The 20,467-nt window shown below is 42.8% G+C and carries 19 protein-coding genes; 15 read left to right on the top strand and 4 right to left on the bottom strand.

Features of this window, described 5'->3' with window-relative positions; genetic code table 11:
* Window positions 1-16: 16 nt before the first annotated feature.
* Window positions 17-1,390, top strand: coding sequence for a signal recognition particle-docking protein FtsY (ftsY, locus tag E6139_RS04935; protein WP_316401947.1), 1,374 nt, complete (start codon window positions 17-19; stop codon window positions 1,388-1,390).
* Window positions 1,391-1,549: 159 nt separating this feature from the next.
* On the opposite strand, the gene E6139_RS04930 is transcribed toward ftsY, so the two are convergent.
* Window positions 1,550-1,747: a hypothetical protein gene (locus tag E6139_RS04930; protein WP_316401946.1), complete on the bottom strand. Its 198-nt coding sequence runs from the start codon at window positions 1,745-1,747 to the stop codon at window positions 1,550-1,552.
* 181 nt (window positions 1,748-1,928) lie between these two features.
* On the opposite strand from E6139_RS04930, the gene gshAB reads away from it, so the two are divergent.
* The gene (gshAB, locus tag E6139_RS04925; RefSeq protein WP_316401945.1) at window positions 1,929-4,190 is read left to right on the top strand and encodes a bifunctional glutamate--cysteine ligase GshA/glutathione synthetase GshB; all 2,262 of its coding nucleotides are present in this window, start codon (window positions 1,929-1,931) and stop codon (window positions 4,188-4,190) included.
* A gap of 33 nt (window positions 4,191-4,223) precedes the next feature.
* Here gshAB and E6139_RS04920 read toward each other — a convergent pair whose 3' ends face one another.
* On the bottom strand, window positions 4,224-4,763 hold the full coding sequence (locus E6139_RS04920) for a TIGR00730 family Rossman fold protein (RefSeq protein WP_316401944.1): 540 nt from the start codon (window positions 4,761-4,763) through the stop codon (window positions 4,224-4,226).
* A 54-nt stretch (window positions 4,764-4,817) separates the two neighbouring features.
* On the bottom strand, window positions 4,818-5,219 hold the full coding sequence (locus E6139_RS04915) for a hypothetical protein (protein ID WP_316401943.1): 402 nt from the start codon (window positions 5,217-5,219) through the stop codon (window positions 4,818-4,820).
* 264 nt (window positions 5,220-5,483) lie between these two features.
* Here E6139_RS04915 and E6139_RS04910 point away from each other — a divergent pair, with 264 nt between their 5' ends.
* The 11 genes from E6139_RS04910 to E6139_RS04860 all read left to right on the top strand — a co-directional run bounded on the left by E6139_RS04910 (window position 5,484) and on the right by E6139_RS04860 (window position 15,592).
* Complete coding sequence (locus tag E6139_RS04910; RefSeq protein ID WP_316401942.1) at window positions 5,484-6,383, top strand: metallophosphoesterase; 900 nt, start codon at window positions 5,484-5,486, stop codon at window positions 6,381-6,383.
* Between the two features lie 16 nt (window positions 6,384-6,399).
* Complete coding sequence (locus tag E6139_RS04905) at window positions 6,400-7,746, top strand: hypothetical protein (RefSeq protein WP_316401941.1); 1,347 nt, start codon at window positions 6,400-6,402, stop codon at window positions 7,744-7,746.
* The gene (locus tag E6139_RS04900; RefSeq protein ID WP_316401940.1) at window positions 7,730-8,179 is read left to right on the top strand and encodes a YaiI/YqxD family protein; all 450 of its coding nucleotides are present in this window, start codon (window positions 7,730-7,732) and stop codon (window positions 8,177-8,179) included. Before E6139_RS04905 ends, E6139_RS04900 begins: the two co-directional genes overlap by 17 nt.
* A gap of 100 nt (window positions 8,180-8,279) precedes the next feature.
* On the top strand, window positions 8,280-9,344 hold the full coding sequence (locus tag E6139_RS04895) for a D-alanine--D-alanine ligase (RefSeq protein WP_316401939.1): 1,065 nt from the start codon (window positions 8,280-8,282) through the stop codon (window positions 9,342-9,344).
* A 161-nt stretch (window positions 9,345-9,505) separates the two neighbouring features.
* Window positions 9,506-10,861, top strand: a complete 1,356-nt coding sequence (locus E6139_RS04890; protein ID WP_316401938.1) for a UDP-N-acetylmuramoyl-tripeptide--D-alanyl-D-alanine ligase — start codon at window positions 9,506-9,508, stop codon at window positions 10,859-10,861.
* A 327-nt stretch (window positions 10,862-11,188) separates the two neighbouring features.
* Window positions 11,189-12,727 carry a degradosome RNA helicase CshA gene (gene cshA, locus E6139_RS04885; protein ID WP_316401937.1) on the top strand — a complete coding sequence of 513 codons (1,539 nt, stop codon included), beginning with the start codon at window positions 11,189-11,191 and terminating at the stop codon, window positions 12,725-12,727.
* Window positions 12,728-12,873: 146 nt separating this feature from the next.
* On the top strand, window positions 12,874-13,224 hold the full coding sequence (acpS, locus tag E6139_RS04880; protein WP_016179518.1) for a holo-ACP synthase: 351 nt from the start codon (window positions 12,874-12,876) through the stop codon (window positions 13,222-13,224).
* A 19-nt stretch (window positions 13,225-13,243) separates the two neighbouring features.
* Window positions 13,244-14,371, top strand: coding sequence for an alanine racemase (gene alr, locus E6139_RS04875; protein ID WP_316401936.1), 1,128 nt, complete (start codon window positions 13,244-13,246; stop codon window positions 14,369-14,371).
* Between the two features lie 34 nt (window positions 14,372-14,405).
* Window positions 14,406-14,777 (top strand): type II toxin-antitoxin system PemK/MazF family toxin, encoded by a 372-nt coding sequence (locus E6139_RS04870; RefSeq protein ID WP_316401935.1) that lies wholly within the window; start codon window positions 14,406-14,408, stop codon window positions 14,775-14,777.
* A 304-nt stretch (window positions 14,778-15,081) separates the two neighbouring features.
* Complete coding sequence (locus E6139_RS04865) at window positions 15,082-15,390, top strand: helix-turn-helix transcriptional regulator (protein ID WP_316401934.1); 309 nt, start codon at window positions 15,082-15,084, stop codon at window positions 15,388-15,390.
* Window positions 15,374-15,592, top strand: a complete 219-nt coding sequence (locus E6139_RS04860; protein ID WP_316401933.1) for a hypothetical protein — start codon at window positions 15,374-15,376, stop codon at window positions 15,590-15,592. The genes E6139_RS04865 and E6139_RS04860 overlap by 17 nt, the downstream gene beginning before the upstream one ends.
* 19 nt (window positions 15,593-15,611) lie before the next feature.
* On the opposite strand, the gene E6139_RS04855 is transcribed toward E6139_RS04860, so the two are convergent.
* Window positions 15,612-16,664, bottom strand: coding sequence for a sortase domain-bontaining protein (locus E6139_RS04855; RefSeq protein WP_316401932.1), 1,053 nt, complete (start codon window positions 16,662-16,664; stop codon window positions 15,612-15,614).
* A 234-nt stretch (window positions 16,665-16,898) separates the two neighbouring features.
* On the opposite strand from E6139_RS04855, the gene E6139_RS04850 reads away from it, so the two are divergent.
* Window positions 16,899-18,353, top strand: coding sequence for a helix-turn-helix domain-containing protein (locus E6139_RS04850; RefSeq protein WP_316401931.1), 1,455 nt, complete (start codon window positions 16,899-16,901; stop codon window positions 18,351-18,353).
* 385 nt (window positions 18,354-18,738) lie between these two features.
* Window positions 18,739-20,394, top strand: a complete 1,656-nt coding sequence (locus tag E6139_RS04845; RefSeq protein WP_316401929.1) for a MutS-related protein — start codon at window positions 18,739-18,741, stop codon at window positions 20,392-20,394.
* The last annotated feature ends 73 nt before the right edge of the window (window positions 20,395-20,467 follow it).

Genomic DNA, 20,467 nt, shown 5'->3' with positions numbered 1-20,467 from the left:
TAAGGGGGGATTTTACATGGGATTATTTGACCGCATAAAAAAAGCCTTTAGTGGTGAAACAAAAGAGGAATCTGAAAAACAAGAGGAAGTCGTCGAGGAAAAAGAAGCCTCAGAGGTTGAACCTCAAGCCGAATCAAGCGAAACACCGGAGAGCGAAGAGAAAGCGACTGAAACGGCAGAGCAGAGCGATGAAGTGATTGAAGAGTCACTTGAACAAGCTGAGGAGATAGTGGATGCTCCCGCACAAGAAATGCCAATACAGGAACCAGAGATAGCTGAACCGGAAGAAAAAGAAGAGCCGATTGAGTTAGCAGATACGAGTGAAGAAAAGCCTGCTGAACCAGAAGCAGTCGAAGAAACTTCCGTCGAAGAAACGATCGAGACCCCGGAAGTGGAGCCGGAACCAGAACCAGAAATTGTTGTTCCAGCGGAGCCCGCGACAAAAGAAGAAACGGTTCAGGAGAAATACGATAAAGGTCTAGAAAAGACCCGTAAATCTTTCGGCGATCGAATGAATGAATTGTTTGCTCGTTTCCGCCGCGTAGATGAAGACTTCTTTGAGGAACTGGAAGAAACCTTGATCGGCGCTGATGTTGGTTTTGATACGGCGATCAAATTGACAGATTCCCTGCGACAGGAAGTCAAGCTGAAAAATGCGAAGAAGCCTGCTCAAATCCAAAATGTCATCATTGAAAAATTGGTCGATATTTACGAAGCAGAAGGTATCAATGAAAATAATAAAATCAATCTGCAACCTGACGGATTGAGCGTGATCTTATTTGTTGGAGTCAATGGTACTGGAAAAACTACCAGTATCGGGAAATTGGCGAACCAATATCGCAGTGAAGGCAAGAAGGTTCTACTGGCTGCTGCTGATACGTTCCGTGCCGGTGCGATTGACCAGCTAGTTGTTTGGGGTCAACGTTCTGGTGTAGAGGTTGTTCGCGGCAATGCTGGCGGTGATCCGGCCGCAGTAGTCTTTGATGCTGTTGATAAAGCGAAGAAAGAGAACTATGATATCCTGCTAATCGATACGGCGGGACGCCTGCAGAACAAGGTCAACTTGATGAATGAGTTGGAAAAAATCAAACGTGTCATCCAACGCGAATTTCCAACGGCACCACATGAAGTTCTGTTAGTTGTTGATGCAACAACTGGACAAAACGCTTTAGTCCAAGCACGTCAGTTCAAAGAAACCACTGATGTGACTGGGCTGGTCTTAACCAAGCTTGATGGGACTGCAAAGGGCGGGATCGTTCTGGCGATCCGTAATGAATTGCATTTGCCGGTGAAATTGGTTGGGTTAGGTGAAGGATTAGATGATCTTGAAGCCTTTAACCCTAATGATTTCGCAGTTGGATTATTCAAAGGTCTATTGAAAGAAGAGTAAAAGAAGAACTGTTGAGATTTTTCCTCAACAGTTCTTCTTTGTCAGTTAGGCTTTTTGCAGTTATTAACGATCAAACTCTATTGAATTCTAGCTGAAGACTAAACAGTCGAGCTGTTTAGTCTAATTCTAGTTTTTGAAAAATGAGGGTATCGAAATGAGCTAATGCGTATCTTGAAAATAGGGTGGCACATGCAGGCTGATATTGGTTTGTCTTGCGTTAGCATCCATTATCCGTTGGACATCGTCGCAATGGAACTGATGCTGGCGATGGGGATGTAACATCACGAATTCTTTAGCTTCTGTTTCTTGACATAAATGGGCTGTATCATTCATTCTTGATGGCTTTTCTTTCTCCATGATTGATGCCTCCATTCTTTTTTTATTAATAAATGCATAACTTGATTATTTATCAGCTAATCTTATTGTTATTATTATTTAATCATATTTTAACTTTTAATGCTATAACTTTTTCAAGCATTTCCGTTCTGTTTCTGGAAATACTTCTATATAATGTGAAGCATGGGAGGACTATGGACAAATGAATACAAAAAAAATGATGGCACAAGAAAAGGTTAAGCCTTTTTTACAGCAAGCACGATATGGGATCGAGAAGGAAAGCCAGCGGGTGACACTGGAGGGAGATTTAGTGCAGACAGATCATCCAGCCCCCGTAGGAAATCGAAGCTTCCATCCTTATATCCAAACTGATTTTTCTGAAACACAATTAGAATTGATCACGCCAGTCACTGAATCAGTTGAAGAAGTGTTGGCTTATTTAGAGGCGATCCATGACGTGGCACAGCGAAGCATGTCCAAGGATGAGATGATGTGGCCATTTTCAATGCCACCCATGCTTCCGGAAAAAGAGGAAGATATTCAGATTGCTAAATTAGAACGTCATGCGGACGTCTTATACCGTCGTTATTTGGCACGGGAATACGGTAAACGCAAGCAAATGGTGAGTGGGATTCATTTTAATTTTGAATACGGTCTTGATTTGATTAAGCAACTGTATTTAGTGAGCGATGAAGATGTATCAATGGAGGACTTCAAGACTCGATTGTATATGAAGATTGCCCGCAATTTCTTACGTTACCGCTGGTTGCTGACCTATTTATTTGGGGCCAGCCCGCTAAGCGAAGATCGCTATTTTGATGATGAGGATCGTCCAAAGGAGCCTGTTCGCAGTATTCGCACGAGCCATTACGGCTATGTGAACAAACCGGATGTACAGGTCTCTTATGAAACCTTAGCACGCTACAGTGATGATTTAGCTGAAAATGTTGCCTTGGGACGGTTATCTGAAGAAAAAGAGTTTTACGCACCGATTCGGATGCGAGGCGGGAAAAAGGTTGCGGATCTTTTTCATACAGGAATTCGCTATGTAGAACTGCGTAACATCGACTTAAATCCTTTTGACCGTGTCGGAATAGATGCAGACGAGATTGAGTTTATTCATTTGTTCATGCTGTATTTATTATGGACAGATGAAAAGTTGTCGGCGGACGAATGGGTGGCAGAAGGCAATCGGATCAGTGATGCAGTCTCATTAGAGCATCCGGCAAAGCCGACTGCTTTTCTGGCAGAAGGTCAAGCGATCTTTACTGAAATGCTGCAAATGGTGAATGAGTTAGATTTAGATGGTGCTGAGCTGCTTGAAAAATATCAAGTTTGGCTAGATCATCCGGATGAAACGTTAGCCGCAAGAATTCTTGCACTAGATGAGGCAGAAGGCCAAGCGAAAGTAGCAACAGAATTAGGTCGCAAGTTTTATGAGCAGGCTTGGGCGCATCCTTATCAATTGGCAGGCTTCCAAGAGATGGAATTATCGACTCAGAACCTATTGTTCGATGCGATTCAAAAAGGTATCGAGACGGAAGTGCTGGATCGGCAGGACCAATTCGTTAAGCTGCAGCACAAAGACCATCAAGAATTAGTAAAAAACGGCAATATGACCAGTAAAGATACCTACATTGCGCCATTGCTGATGGCAAATAAAACAGTGACAAAAATTGTATTGGCGCGAGCAGGTTTCCGGGTACCGGATGGCGAAACATTTGGTTCGATGGAAGTTGCGAAAAAGGCTTATCCGCGCTTTGCCCAAAAAGCATTTGTTATCAAGCCGAAATCAACAAATTACGGCTTAGGCATCACGATTTTTAAAGGTGAGACGTCAATGACCGATTTCAATGCAGGATTGGCACTGGCTTTTGCTGAAGACGATGAGATTATTATTGAAGAGTTCCTACCGGGAACGGAATACCGTTTCTTCGTGATTGACCATCAAGTGAAGGCGGTCTTGCTACGGACGCCTGCCAACGTGATCGGTGACGGCGAACGCTCGATCGAAGAACTAGTTGCTGAAAAGAATGCGAATCCTTTACGAGGCACCAACCATCGCTCACCATTGGAAAAGATCCAATTAGGTGATATCGAACAGTTGATGCTGAAGGAGCAAGGCTTACGGATCGACAGCATTCCTGAAAAGAACCAACAGGTCTTCCTGCGGGAAAATTCAAATGTATCGACAGGCGGCGACTCCATCGATGTGACGGATGAAATTCATGAGAGCTATAAACAGCTGGCAATCGACGCAGTGGAGGTTTTAGGCGCTAGTATCAGTGGAATCGATTTGATCATTCCTGATAAGGACAAGCCCTATGAAACACATGAAGATTATGGGATCATCGAAGCCAACTTCAATCCGATGATGCACATGCATATTTATCCTTATGCGGGTAAGAGCCGTCGCTTAACGATGGATGTATTGCGATTCTTATATCCTGAAATGAATATCTAAATAGAAACTCCACGCTGGATTGGCAGCGTGGAGTTATTTTGTGTGTTGAATGAATGCATCAATTTCTGATAACGAATCGGAAAATAGAACCAACTGACGGTCTTCTTTGGATAGAAATCCTTGCTTAACCATCGAATCAAAAAAATCTTGCAGAGGCTGATAAAAATGGTTCACATCAAAGAAAACACAGGGATTATTGTTTTGTCCAACGCGCGCCCATGAATAAGCCTCACTTATTTCTTCTAACGTACCAACTCCGCCTGGCAAAGCCAAACAGACATCGCTGTATTTCATCATTGTCTTTTTTCGTTCATCTAAATCTTCCACGGTAATCATCTGTGTCAGCCCGGTGTGAACGCGTTCGCGATCCTGTAAAAATTTCGGCATGATACCAATCGCTGTTCCGTCACCAGCCAAAACGCTGTCAGCGACCGCGCCCATTAATCCGAGTTTGCTGCCTCCGTAGATGAGTTCGTGATTGTTCTTGACGATCCACTGTCCCAATTCTTTTGCGGCCTCCAGATAAGCAGGATCAGTGCCGATGTGAGCACCGCAGTATACAGCGATGCGCATTTCGCTCGCCTCCTATTTCGTTTTTGCTTTCAATATACGTTTGATTGTTGAAAATTAACTCTCATCCAGTTCGATTGTTTGTTTGGTTTCTTCAACGATTAGTCCGGTCTTTTCTTCCCACCAGGCTTTCATTTCTTTTTCGTAATTGTTGGGGAAGCGATTGACGGTGTCAATCAATGGCTCGCCTTGAATCTTAGCATGAGGAAAGTTCATGGCTAAATTGAATTTCAGCTCCTTCAGTAAGCTGTAATACTGGAACATCATGTAATACATTTCCTCGTCATCGCCGCTGGCCAGCACTAAGGCTGCGCGATCAAGCATGAATCCTAAACTCCGCATCATAAATAAAAAACCCGGTAATTCTTCTCTTTCGATATCATCGACTTCCTTTAAAATATCGATGTGCAGATCAAGCGCTTGCAATAAATCGGTTTGCAGATTGTGATAAGTAACCATATAAATACCCTCCTTATTCGTTATAATGACTTAATTTTTCAAAGAAAATTAGTCCGACAACTAAAGTGTACTAGATGAAAATTTGTCCAATCTTAGAAAATCGCTTCCCTTCATATGTGAATTGGGAATGATTGAACTGACAGCCTTAATAATCTCTCTTATTTAAGTATAGCACAGACATAAAATCTCTAAATCAGTAATTCAGCTTTTGACTCGCATTATTGCGACTAGTTGTGTAAAGTAGACCAAGAAGGGGGTAGCGTGATGGGGAATTTAGCTGTAATCACAGATTTGCATGCCGATATTAATCACTTGGGCGACTCTGAATTGGCTAAACTTTTTGAACTGCTGCGGGAACAGGAAGTGACGCGTCTGCATTTTGCTGGTGATACAGCCAACAAGATCGATCAGACCCTGGCGGTCAATCAATTTTTCCGTTCGCGTGGGCTGCCGACAACATTTAATTTTGGAAATCATGAGATGGGCAATATCAAGGGCGAGCAGATGATCGAGCATTACCCTGACAGCCATTTTTTAAATTTGCGTTATCTGCCGCTTAATCAACAAACTGTGTTATTAGGCTTTAATGGCTGGTATGATTATGGTTTTTCTGAGCTTGAAGATCCGCAGCAAATCCGCTCGATCAAGAATATTTATTGGTTTGATCGAATTATTGAACGATTCTCAGATGATCAGACAGTGGATCAAGCGATTCTGGAAGAACTGCGCGTGGTCTTAGATGACTTGGAGCGAAAGAATTATCAAGTTATTATGGCGACTCATTTCGTCCCAAAAGAAGAATTTATTGTGCATCTAAACGGGAAATACCAAATTTGGAATAAGCTGAATGCCTTTCTTGGTTCGCAGGCTTTAGGGAAGCTGTTGGATCAGTACCCCAATGTTCAACAGGTCGTGTTTGGGCATACGCATCGACGCTTTAGCGATCAGGAAATTCATGGAACGACATATAGCTGTCGTCCCTTAGGCTACTATTATGAGTGGGGGATTACGCGGGACTTTGTTTTGGATAATCAGCTGGCAGAGTTTTTTATTCCTATGAAAATGCGCAGCTTATTGAATAAACATCAGGCAGAATTTGCGACCTATAAAGAGGAACACTTAGTCGAAGAATTTCGAAAAGCGATAACCTTGATTTCTTATTAGTGGAAGGATATTTTTTATGGAAGCAGTGAAAAACTTTTTTCGCCAGTTTACTCAGACGACACCGTTTGTTCTATCGAATACGATGATCGTCATTCCTTACTTGTTATTCATGCATATTATTGAGGCGCGGACATTTGTAACGGTCCTGCCGTTTGTTTTATTTTATACCTTTCGAGTAACGGGAATTTTTTTGATTCGGGGCTTGTATCGCTCGATTGATCAGTATACCTTATTGATGGTTTCGCTGCTGATTGGTGGTATCGGTTCATTTCTGACCTTGATTGGAGCATTACATTTTACTTTCTATTTGTTTGGCAGTATCTTTTTAGGACTAAGTGCAGCCTGGCTGCCACCAGCAAATACTAGTGTAAATTTTTTCGAAAAGTCTAAAGGCGTTCAAACGATGAGCAGTCGTCATTACTTAGCGGCACTGATCGTATTAGCTCCTTTATTTTTAGGACTGACACTGGCATTTCCGATTCAAGGGGTGATTGTACCAAGTGTTGTGACCTTGTATTATGTCTGCGCTTATCACACCGTTAAGCACTATCCCCATTATGAAATGGATTTTAAAGAATTAACGAAGCATGTTTTTTCGATTTCGGAACTGATTTGGTTCGTTTTATTCTTTGCAGCGCTGTTTTTGCTGCGCAGCGGGCGTCTGTTGTTTAACGAGTCTCTGCTGGATCATGCGATCGTCCTATTCGCTGGTATTTTTATGCTAGCGATCGTCGTCGTACATCAGGTGAAAGATCGCTGGAAGCTGCCACTTTGGCAAAATGCGTTGACGTTCATTAATGGGATGCTGGGCAATTTTATCTTTCTTTTTGGCGCTTTTTATGTCGCTGTAGCTGAAGGGGCAGCTGCGCAAGGACTCTATTTGTTCTTACCTTATTTATTAGGCGTTATCAGTTCCCTAGTCCTGGCTGGCAAAGTGCGCAGCTATTTCAAAAATGATCTGAGCGTTCAGCTTGTAGGATTGGCAGTGGGGTTAGTGCTGCTGAGTGTCCGTTTTCTATTTCCATTTGCGATTTTTGTCTTGACCTTTTTCCAAAAGGGGACGAGTGCTTGGTTGAATCGTTTGTATTATCAAACAGAGAGTATTGATGCGCAACAGCGTATTACTGCGAAATACTCGACATCAAATAAAGGAAGCATTACCCATCAATTTATTCTGATGCTGTTGCTGGTCATCACGTTGCAGTTGAAAAATTTACCAGTCGAGGATGTTTTTCTATTGCGCAGCTTGCATACACCGGAGATTCTTGCAACAATGGACATAGTAAAATTTGCTTCGATCATTATTTTATTAATCGGTCTTTGCTGGATTGGAAGGATTGGAAAGTATGCGTTTGATCATTGATGGCGACGGTTCGCCTGTGAAGGACACTACGATTGCGGTTGCTGAAAAATATAAGCTGCCGGTAATTATCGTGACTAGTATTGACCACTACTCAAAGAAGGAGTATCCAGATTTTGTAGAGTTTATTTACGTCGATCGCGGCGCGGACTCGGCTGATTTCAAGATCGTATCGGTCATTCGTCCAGAGGATATTTTGATTACCCAGGATTATGGATTAGCTTCTTTGACATTGGCAAAAGCCGCTCATGTTTTACATCAGACCGGGCTGGAATATACGCAGATGAATATTGATGCTTTATTGACGCAGCGATTTATTGGTAGCAAGATGCGTCAAGCGAAGCAGCGCACGAAGGGACCAAAACCTTTTACGAACGAGGATCGTGAGCATTTTAAAGAGGTTCTGGAAGACTTGGTACATCCGTCTTTAATGTAATATAAATGGCAGGTTTTGTAATACTTGTAAAATTTCTTTTTGGGGATTTTGATTTTTGTGCTAAAATGTTAGGGATCAGAAAGTAATGGAGGATACTCAGGTGAAAATAATTTTACTTTATGGTGGGAAAAGTCCAGAACATGATGTAGCGATTTTGTCGGCTTTTTCAGTTATTTCTGCGGTCTATTTTGACTATTATCAAGTACAGCTTGTTTATATTGATAAATCAGGTCAATGGGTCAAAGGACCGTTATTAACCGAAGCACCAGAAACAGATGAGACCCTGCGTTTGACGTGGGACCCAACCGGCAGTGAAGTTGAAGGTTTCAGCGGCAAGGTAATCGCTCCTGGCGATATCAAAGAAGACAATGCGATCGTTTTCCCAGTCTTACATGGGCCAAATGGTGAAGACGGAACGATTCAAGGTTTCTTGGAGATACTGGACATGCCTTACGTTGGCGCCGGTGTAATGACTAGTGCTTGCGCGATGGACAAGATTATGACGAAATATATCTTGCAGGCAGCAGGTATTCCGCAAGTTCCATACGTGCCTGTTTTAAAGAACCAATGGAAAGAAAATCCAAAACAAATCTTTGATAAATGTGAAGGAACATTACTGTATCCGATGTTTGTCAAACCAGCAAACATGGGCTCCAGTGTCGGCATTACCCGAGCAGAAAATCGTGAAGAGCTACAAAATGCACTGCAGGAAGCATACCGCTATGATTCACGCGCTTTAGTCGAGCAAGGGATTGATGCACGTGAGATCGAAGTAGCCGTCTTAGGCAATGACGATGTTCGAACAACCTTACCTGGTGAAGTCGTAAAAGAAGAAGCTTTCTACGATTACAATGCTAAATACATCGATAACACGATCCAGATGGCGATTCCAGCAGACATCCCAGAAGATGTGATGCAAAAAGCCCGCGATTTTGCGAAATTAGCCTACACGATGTTAGGCGGATCAGGACTTAGTCGTTGTGACTTCTTCTTGACCAATAAAAATGAATTATTCTTAAATGAGTTGAACACGATGCCCGGTTTTACTGAATTCAGTATGTACCCATTGTTGTGGGAAAATATGGGCTTGAAATATGGAGACTTGATAGAAGAACTGATTCAATTAGGGACAAAGCGCTATGAGCAGCAAGCAGCCCTTGAATAATTAAGCAACTGTTTAGTCACAAGCAGGACTTGAGACATGATTCTTTAGGGAATGATGCCTCAAGTTCCTTTTAACGTCTGGCTTACCGAAATCGTTTGATGTGAAAAACGGATTCGCGAAGCCTTTACAGTAGTCAGAAACGAAAATTTGGGAGGAACACCATGAATTTTACAACGACAATCATCAGCAGGGCCGTTCAAGGTGAAGTATTGGCGGAAAATGAGGTGACCGTTACTGGTGTCGAATTCGATTCACGAAAAATTGAAGCCGGCGATTTGTTCATCCCATTAAAGGGAACGAATGACGGCCATGAGTTTGTAGCGAAGGCGATTGAAAATGGTGCAACTGCGACACTATGGAGCCAAGATCCAGCAACGGCACCAGAAGGCATCGCAGTTATTTTGGTGAAAGATACACTGTTGGCCTTTCAAGCATTAGCCAGCTATTATTTACTGGAGGAAAATCCAGATGTGATCGCAATTACAGGCTCGAATGGGAAAACAACGACAAAAGATATGACTGAATCGGTCCTTAGCCAAAAGTTTCGGACCTATAAAACACAAGGCAACTATAATAACGACATTGGTTTGCCGTATACGATTTTACATATGCCAGAAGGAACTGAAAAGTTGATTCTGGAAATGGGAATGGACCACGCTGGCGAGATCAGCGTCTTATCTGAACTAGCCGAACCGGATGTGGCGGCGATCACCATCATTGGTGAGGCACATATCGAAAACTTAGGCTCACGGGAAAAAATCGCTGACGCGAAAATGGAGATTACGACAGGCTTAGCATCAGATGGGTTACTGATTATCCCGGCAGACGAACCTTTGTTAGAAGAACGAACTCATTCAGCTTCCCAGACCATTCAAACAGTTGGTATCCAAAAGGGCGAGCTTTCGGCTACGATTCTGAATGAAAACAAAGGTGCAACGGTCTTTTCTGTCGATGACAAGGGCTATCAGATTCCGTTGCCTGGCAGCTACAATGTTCAAAATGCTTTGATCGCGCTGGCTATCGGCCGCTGGTTCGGCTTAACCAACGACGAGATCTTTCAAGGATTGGCTTACGTCCAAGTTACCCAGAACCGAACACAATGGCTAAAGGCTAGTAATGGCGCTGACATTCTAAGTGACGTCTACAATGCCAACCCAACAGCGATGGGCTTAGTCTTAGATACCTTTGCAAAATTACCGACAGATGGTCGCCGATTAGCCGTTTTAGCGGATATGCTGGAGCTTGGCGAAGATTCGCTTTCACTGCATACCAGTATGGTGAATCACATCAATGATCAGGATTTTCACGAGATCTTCTTGTACGGTGATGAGATGAAGGGATTGAAAATTGCTTTAGCGGATCGCTATCCGGCACTGCCGGTTCACCTTTTCAGCAAAGAGGCGAAGCCGCAAATGATCGAAGCGATCAAAAACAGTCTGCAGTCTGCTGACAGTATTGTCTTGAAGGGCAGCAATGGGATGGGCTTGATCGAAGTCGTTGAAAATTTACAGGAATAGTGAAAACTTGCAGAAAATGAAATGATGTGCTAAAATGAGCCATTGCCGAGAAATGAAGTAATGATTGAATGAGTCATCCAATAAATTAAAGATTCGCTGACGAGAGCTTCGTCGGCTTACCAATTATTTTGAGAAGCGGTTGAGCATTTTTCAGATGAAGATGTTCAGCCCCTTTTTGTGAGAGATGATCCTTCCGCCTGACTTCGCGGAGCGGTTTTTCGGTAGTATCGCCAAGGACGGCAACTAAAGGGACAGTTGCAGACCAAACGCAGATACCAAACCATACGCTCTAAATGATAAGGTCAACAGACATTAGGAGGATATCATTTGAAATTCAAAGAATTAAAATTATCACCAGAACTATTGCTAGCGGTTGAACGCGCAGGTTTTGAAGAAGCAACACCGATCCAAGAACAAACAATTCCTTTAGCATTAGACGGAAAAGACGTAATTGGACAAGCACAAACAGGTACAGGTAAAACAGCAGCATTCGGTCTGCCAATGTTAAATAAGATCGACGCGACTAATAATGCTTTACAAGGTTTAGTCATCGCACCAACGCGTGAGCTTGCGATCCAAACACAAGAAGAATTGTATCGCTTAGGCCGCGACAAAAAGATTCGCGTGCAAGCAGTCTATGGCGGCGCAGACATCGGTCGTCAAATTCGTGGTTTGAAGGATCGTCCACATATCGTTGTAGGTACACCTGGACGGATGCTGGATCATATCAACCGCCACACCTTGAAATTAGAAACCGTTGAAACACTTGTCTTAGATGAAGCAGACGAAATGTTAAACATGGGCTTCTTAGAAGATATCGAAAAAATTATCAGTAAAGTCCCTGAACAACGCCAAACATTATTGTTTTCAGCAACGATGCCGGATGCAATTAAAAAAATCGGCGTGAAATTTATGAAAGCCCCTGAACACGTGAAAATCAAAGCCAAAGAAATGACGGCTGATTTGATTGATCAGTATTACGTTCGGGCGAAAGATTATGAAAAATTCGATATCATGACGCGCTTGTTTGATGTTCAAACGCCAGATTTGGCGATCGTCTTTGGTCGGACCAAACGTCGTGTTGACGAATTGGCTCGCGGACTAGAAGCACGCGGCTACAAAGCTGAAGGCATCCATGGAGACTTGTCGCAGCAAAAACGGATGAGCGTTTTGCGTTCATTCAAACGCGGTGATCTTGACATTCTAGTAGCGACAGATGTTGCTGCTCGTGGTTTGGATATTTCAGGTGTCACTCACGTGTACAACTACGATATTCCTCAAGATCCAGAAAGCTATGTTCACCGTATCGGCCGTACAGGTCGTGCTGGTAAGGGCGGTATGTCCGTGACTTTCGTAACACCGAACGAAATGGGCTACCTGCATGTCATTGAAAACTTGACGAAAAAACGTATGAACCCAATGCGTCCGCCAACCGAAAAAGAAGCCTTCAAGGGTCAACTAGGTGCGGCGATGGAACAAATTCAAAGCCAAATGGAAGAAAATTCTGATAGCCTCGAAAAATACAATGAGTCAGCAAAAGAATTACTAGCGGCTTACTCACCAGAGGAACTTGCTGCCTTATTATTGAAGACGACAGCAAAAGATCCTTCTGATGCCGTTCCTGTAAAAATCACGCCAGAACGTCCATTGCCTTCTAACAAAAAAGGCGGCTTCAATCGTGGTGGCGGAAACAATCGTGGCGGCGGCCGCGGCAAAGATAACTACCGTAAAGATCGTGGTGGTGATCGTGACCGTAACAAAAACAAAAATTACGGCGGGAACAAACAACGCAGCAACAACAAAAATACAAACCGCAGCAATGATAAAAAACGCGGTTTTGTGATCCGTACAAACACAAACGATTAATTTTTTGTACTATCAAAGCCATCAATCTTTTTGATTGATGGCTTTTTGCTTGATATGAAGGAGTTTTCATGGATTATTAAAAAAAAATCGTAGCATTTAAAGAAGTCTTTGGTAAAATAAAGATATTACGTGAAAGGGTTGAGAGCATGATCAAAGGAATCGGGATTGATGCGACAGAGCTTGAACGGGTCGCTAAAATCATCGAACGTCGGCCGCATTTTGTGGAAAGGATTTTAACTCCGGCAGAACAGACCCTTTTTGCTAGCCATTCTCCCCATCGTCAGGTAGAATTTCTAGCAGGACGGTATGCATGTAAAGAAGCTTTTTCTAAAGCCTGGGGAACCGGCATCGGAAAAGTCAGTTTTCAAGATTTAGAGATTTTACGTGATGATAATGGTGCACCCGCCTTTACAAAATCACCTCATCAGGGAAAAGTGTTTGTCAGCTTGACCCATACAGAGGAACTAGCGATCGCACAAGTATTGCTGGAGGAATAGAAAGAAGGACACTAAGTTTATGGTTGTAACGTATCATCGACCAACAAGAGCCATCATACATAGGAACGCATTGAGAGAGAATATTAAAAATGAAATTGATCGATTACCAAAGGATGTAGAATTATTTGCTGTCGTCAAAGCAGACGGGTACGGACACGGAGCGATTGCTACCGCGCAAACCGCGTTATCTGTCGGAGCCACCGGTTTTTGTGTTGCAACATTGGATGAAGCCATCGAGTTACGAGAAGCAGGGATTACTGAACCGATTTTAGTATTGAGTGTTGTTTTTCCAAGTTATTTGTCGTTAGTGCTGGATTATGATTTATCAATCACTGTAGCAACAAAAGATTGGCTGCTGGAAGCACAAGAAGTATTAAGCGATTTAGAGGAAGCTACCACCCCGATAAAGATCCATATTAAAGCAGATACTGGTATGGGACGCCTTGGTTTTCTTACACCAGAAGAAGTCAAAGAAGCCGCAGAGATCATCGAAGCTTCACCGAATATGGTTTGGGAGGGTCTCTTTACTCATTTTGCTACTGCGGATGAAAAGGACACGACGTACTGGCATGAACAAGCGGATCGCTTTAATCAGGTGATCAACGTATTGGATCATCTGCCGCGTTACGTACATTCAAGCAACAGTGCCACCGCTTTGTGGCATGATCGAGAGATGCCGGGGAATATGATTCGTTACGGTGTCGGGATGTATGGCTTGAATCCGTCTGGTCATGAATTGCCAGAAGCCTACCCATTAAAACCAGCGATGGAACTAGTCTCCGAGTTGATTCAGGTCAAGGAACTAGCGGCTGGGGAAGGTGTCGGTTATGGGAAAACCTATGACACGCCAGAAAAAGAATGGATCGGCACGGTGCCGATTGGATACGCGGACGGATGGCTGCGGAAAATGCAAGGTTTTTCATTATTAGTGGAGGGTGAGTTCTGCGAAATTGTTGGACGCGTCTGTATGGATCAATTGATGATCCGGCTGCCGCGAGAATTTAAGGCTGGAACAAAAGTCACGTTGATCGGTAAAAGCAAAGGACAAGAAATCACGATGCAAGACGTAGCGGATCATTTAGGAACGATCCACTATGAAGTTTGTTGTATGCTTTCAGAACGTGTACCGCGAATTTATCAAGAATAAATGAACAAAATTCTGAATTTTTGGGAGGAAAAATATGGTTAAGCGTGGTGATATCTATTTCGCAGATTTATCGCCAGTTATTGGTTCTGAACAAGGCGGGATTCGCCCGGTGCTGGTAATCCAAAATAACTTGGGCAATCATTTTAGCCCGACGATCATCATCGCGGCGATCACCGCAAAAATGGCGAAGCCAAAACTACCGACACATATCGGAATCAAATCAAATGGGACCGGCATCGAACGGGATTCAGTGATTCTGCTGGAGCAGATCCGTACGATCGACAAATCTCGTTTGAAGGAAAAGGTTTGTCATTTGGATCGCTGCTTGATGGCAGAAGTAGATGCTGCTTTGCGCATCAGCGTCGGCATCGAAACGATGTCTGCGGTGGCACCGAATCTTACATAACATCATTTTTGATGAGTCGTTAAGGCACGGCTTTATTAACGTTTGTGATCATAAAAATGATTCGAAAAGCAGGAGGATCATAGGAAACTTTTTTTTCAAAAGTTTTAGTGGTGATCTTAAAAAATGGGTTTACGTTTATGAGTCTGCAATTTATTGGTAATTTATCTACAGTTTAAAGGGACGCAACAATTCGTTGCGCCCTTTTTTTGCTAGTTCAACGTATTGTCTATCAATGATTCATAGTAAACTCGAAGTTTTCCATTGTATAATATGTATGAAGACTAAGAGAGGGAGGTAAGAGCAGATGGTGGAGATCGGTGAACAGCTTAGATATTTTCGTCAAAGGAAGCAGATGAGTCAAAAGCAGCTTGCGGAACTTCTGCATGTCACGCCACAAACCGTTTCCAAATGGGAATTGAATAAGAGCGCCCCTGATTATGATCAGCTGATCGCTCTTAGCCAGATTTATCATAAAAGCATTGATGCCTTACTAGGCCAAGCCAAACCTAGTATTTTAGATTATTTAGCCGACCCGCAGAACATTAGAGATAAAAATGCATTCTTTGGGATGCGTATTACAGAGGAGAGGAAAAATCATGGAGAGGATTCATAAAATCAATAAGCTGCTTATGATCACTTATAACTTAGGCGGTCTCTGCTTGATGATGATTGGTGGTATGGTTGGTCTTGGTGGTGTTCCTAACGGATATGTTCCAACCGGAATAAAAGTTGTTACTGGTCTAGTTTTCGGCACCATGATCATCGCCCATATCGTCCGCTACATTTTAGAAAAAAGACTCGAAAAAACAGGCTGACTTTTCAGCCTGTTTCTTTTTATGCTTGGGCGTAAACGATCAGATTGACGGTATCGCTTAAGCAGGTTTGTAGAGTGATGCGTTCGCCGCCGCCAGTCGACGTGATCTGGGCCCAGTGATCTTGGCCGGAATGGATATCGCGGCCGCTGTCATCAACTTGGATTATTCCATTTACTATGTAAGTTGTTGCGTTACCAGCACTATCAGTAACTGTAATACTGCTTCCAGCGCCAAGAGAACAAATTGGCGAAAATACCCCCGGATTATGTCCGATAAAATGAGTATTTAGTCCATCTGTGCCAGATTGTATGGAACTACCGCCCCAGGTTGCCGCAACAGCTCCGCCATTAATGACCCCTTGCCCGCTGCCTTGTCCGGCATTTTGGTAGGGAATAGAAACTCCATTGAAGGAAATTTGATTCGGCGTGAAGGTGGCAGGCTGACTCACCGGTTCTGGTTCTGGAGCTTCAGGCGTTTGCTGGGGAGCGGGCTGGACTTCTTGAGCAACTGCGACAGGTTCTTGTTGCGGAGCAACTTCTTGAGTACTCTCTGATGGGGGTTGCGGAGCTTCCGCGGATGAGCTTGGTTCAACTGGTGTTTGAGTAACGGAACTTTCGACGGGTTCTGGAATCGTTTCTTCAGAAGATGAAGGAGTGGGAGTTTGGTTAGTCTGAGCTTTACTTTCGACTTTAGCAGCTGAGGCTGGTTTTTCTTTTTCAACAATGATTAGGACGGTTCGTTTATCGTAGTCCTCTTTATTTTTTGCTGTTAGGATCAAGGCATAACGGCCGGGTTTAGTTGTATTGATATTGGTGTAGTTCAACTGGACGGGCTGATAGTCATCACCAACGGCTTTGTAGTATTGATTGGGATTGAAGGAGTCGTTCGCGGTAATGGTGATTTTGTCTTCACCATAGATCTTTACTTGATCTTCTTGTGGGACATTTTTCTCGGGTTGGATCTGAGCGTCAGAAATGGAAGAAAAGATCATCGGAACAAATAGTAACAGGAGACATACAATAACAACTGGAAAAATAAATCGTTTTCCTCCTGATGATTTCAAGAAAACCACTCCTTTTTCTTATTTGCCTAAATGATAGAACAGGAAACAATAATAAGAAATAAAAATAACATAATTGTTAAGTTTGATTGTTATTTGCGGATTTTAGTTAAATAAATATCAGTATTTTCCCGCTTTCCCAGAGTTATTTTATGATATAATGACCAATGAATGTTATAATCCAAAAACTTAAAAAGGAATATCGGATTTGAAGAATAGTGACAAATGGGTTAGGAGGGTACTTTTGTGCGGAGATTACTTAAAAATACAACACAGCGACGTTTAGCCATCATCGGTGTTTTACGGGATTTAATTGGGTGGCAGAATCCAGAAATGATTGCAGATCTATTAGATTGTTCGATGAAAACCATTTTATCTGATGTCGAGGCGATCAATGATCTATGGGGGGAACACGTTGGCGTAGAGTATTCCCGTACGAACGGTTTGAGATTGAATGATGCACTTCATAATAAGACGCGGCAATTGGCACGGAATTTAATGGACGAGTCTGAAGCATTTATGTTCTTGGAGCGGCTCTTTTTTCAGCCTAATGAAGATATGGATTACTGGATTAACGATCTCTATATCAGCGAAGCAACCTTTTACCGGATGATCAAGCAGCTAGATAAGGTTTTGAAGGAAAAAGGATTAGTTCTTGAGCGCCGGCCTTTTCGAATTACTGCTAAAAATGAACGTTGGGTTCGGGTTTTTTATGTGCAATTGTTCTTGGAAAAATATGGGTTAAATGAATGGCCTTTTGAGTTGGAGCGAGAAAGAATGATCGATTTTATCAAGAGTGCCGATCAGTCTTTTGATATTGCATACAATGATCGTGATATTCTGGAGAGCAGCTATCTGCTGGCGATCATCATCATCAGGACCTCGCAGGGCTTCCTGCTTACAGAAAACGAGAAGTTTGATTTGAATCAGGATTTGATTGATCAAATTTTGACTTTGCGCCCGGCAGCGGATCGAGCTGTTCAAGATACTCAATATGTGGTGACGGAGCATTGGTATTATGATATTGCTAACAGCTTATTTTGTCCGTGTTTCATCACGCGCTTCGAACCGAGTTGCCAGATCACGCTGAGCTATTTAGAAAGCTTTTTAGGAGAGTTGGAACTGGCCTACGATTTACCATTAACGGATAAACGAAGGAAGATCATCTTGCAGAAGTTGCTGCAGGTGCAAACGGCTTATCAAGTATGGCCGTATACGCGATCAATTCTGTTTGATTCAGCGGCATATTTTTCAAGAAATGCGAAGCTGCAGTATCCGCACTTTACAAAATATGTCCATCAATTATTGCTGCGACTGGAACGAAGGACTGGAGATCCTTGGTTCAGTCAATTCTATTTCTCAGTGGTTCAAATTTTGTTTAAAGAGTGGGAAGGGCTTGCACATTCGCTAGATGAACACTCCGCTAAGGTGAAAATTTTTGTCGTAAGCGATTCAGGAGAAAGCCATGCGAAAATGATCGCGGAGTTGATCCAAAGCCGCTTTTATTATCGTGTGGTGATCGAGACTCACAAAGGTTCAGCGTTGGATTTTGAACACGATGAGAGCTTTATGGATTATGACCTGGTAATCGCAAACTATCCGATTAAGAATTATTCCTATAGTAATTTAAAAATCGTAGATGATTTTTTGACGGAAAGCGACCTATCCTCAATTGGTTCCTACGTCAAAGAAATCCGCTAGAAGACTCCACTCGGGTCTTCTTTTTTGTCAGTTCTGCTTTTAGCAGTGTATTAGGGTTGAAATCATTTTTCATTTTATTGGCAAGAACTTGATTGTGAAGTTTAGCAGAATGATAGGCGAAGCGACAATCAAATTCATTTTTCGTGTTCTTCGAAAAATGAATTCCATAGTAGGAGATAGCAGTCAGTTCTGCATTTAGCAGTATATTAGGGTCGAAATCAGTTTTCATTTTAATGGCAAAAATACGATTATGAAGTTTAGCAGAATGATATGGGGAACGACAATCAGCCTCATTTTTCGCGGTCTTCGAGATAGCTGGAGGGTTTCCAATCAGCAGAAACTTCGCTAAACTAGGTATCACAATATGTTTATAAAGGAGTAATTAATGAAGCCACAATTCTTAGCGATCGGAATCATTTTAATCGTAGCCGTGTTCTTTGTGATCATCGACCTATTTTCGCAAATCAAATTGCGCCAGCTTGTCCGTGCCCAATGGGGAAAGATTCCTCGTCAGAGCCGTTTGGACAAAGAAGACAGTCTGAAGGCGGCGTGGCAGATCGAAAAAGAGTTTCATGAATGGGATAGTGAGATCGATGATCTAACCTGGTACGATCTGGATATGCAGGAGATTTTTGAGCTGATCAATGGAACATACTCCAGTATTGGTTCGGAGGCATTGTATCAACGGCTGCGCAATTATAACTTTAATCAGGCGGATGATTTGGAGGAGTTGATACAGTTTTATCAAGAAAATCCTGAGATCAGAGAGAAGGTTCAATTTCATTTTGCCGGTCTGGGCAAGCGCGACAATAATTTTACGAAGCAATATATCGCGAATGGCAAAAGGGAAAAACTAGGGAATTTATGGCTGTATGTTCTGCTGGGGGTACTGCCGCTGGTTAGCTTGGGTGTTCTTGTGGTGGCTGGTCCGATCGGGATTTTTCTATTGTTGGGTTCGATTCTGTTTAATGTCATTTTTTATATGACAAAAAAAGCGAAGTTGGAGACCGAACTGGAAAGTATGCGTTATCTGGTTCAGTCAATTTCTCTAGCCAACAAATTGAGTACAATCGTTACGCCGCGACAAACTGAGATCAGAAAAAATGTTGTCCCATTAAAATCGATTGCTAAATGGGGCTTCTCTTTTCGGGTAAAGAGTACCAGTGAAGCGGATATCATGTTTGAATACCTGAATTTAGTCTTTATGATTCCTTTTATTGCGTATAATTTTGTAATCACGCGACTAAGTAAATACAGCCAAGAGGCGATCAACTTATGGAAGGTCTTGGGAGAAATGGAGGTTGCAGCCGCGATTCTGAACTTCAGGACGTATTTTCCAGTCAGCTGTCAGCCAGAGTTTGCGGCAGGAGGGATTCAAGCTGAGGATATCTATCATCCGTTGGTTGAATATTCGGTCGTCAACCCAGTCGATTGGCAGCGGAATACGCTAGTCACTGGCTCAAATGCCTCTGGAAAATCAACCTATGTTAAAAGTATCGCCATCAGCGGGATCTTAGCCCAAACGATCAACACGGCGATCGCTGAGAAACTGACGATGCAGCCAGGGCACGTTTTGACCTCTATGGCTGTTGAAGATGATATTATGGCTGGTGACAGCTATTTTGTGGCAGAGATCAAGTCGATCAAACGACTGTTAAACCAAGTGGAAAAGGGTGAACGCTGCTATTGTTTTATTGATGAAATATTGAAGGGGACCAATACGATCGAGCGGATCGCGGCTTCTTCTAGTGTCGTCACTTGGCTAGCAGACTATCCAAGCCTGAGCTTTGTTGCGACCCATGATATCGAACTGACTGAGATGCTGAAGGAGTACTGCGACAATGTGCATTTTGAGGAAACGGTGACAGAGGAGCAGGGGATCAGCTTTGATTATGAGCTGAAGCAAGGCCCCGCAGTCACGCGCAATGCGATAGCCTTATTAAAGGTTATGGATTACCCAGAAAAAATCGTGGAGCAGGCGCAAAAAGAGGCTCGTTATTTCGATGAACAGCGGACTTGGCCGATCATTGAGAATAATTAAAGACCGTATTTTAGCACAGAGAAAGAATCGTCCTGATTACAGGAAGGTTCTTTTTGTCTTTTTTGAAAAGCTG

It is taken from the genome of Enterococcus sp., assembly GCF_032555305.1.
Lineage (GTDB): Bacteria > Bacillota > Bacilli > Lactobacillales > Enterococcaceae > Enterococcus_A.
This window is presented reverse-complemented; position numbering and strand designations above follow the sequence as displayed.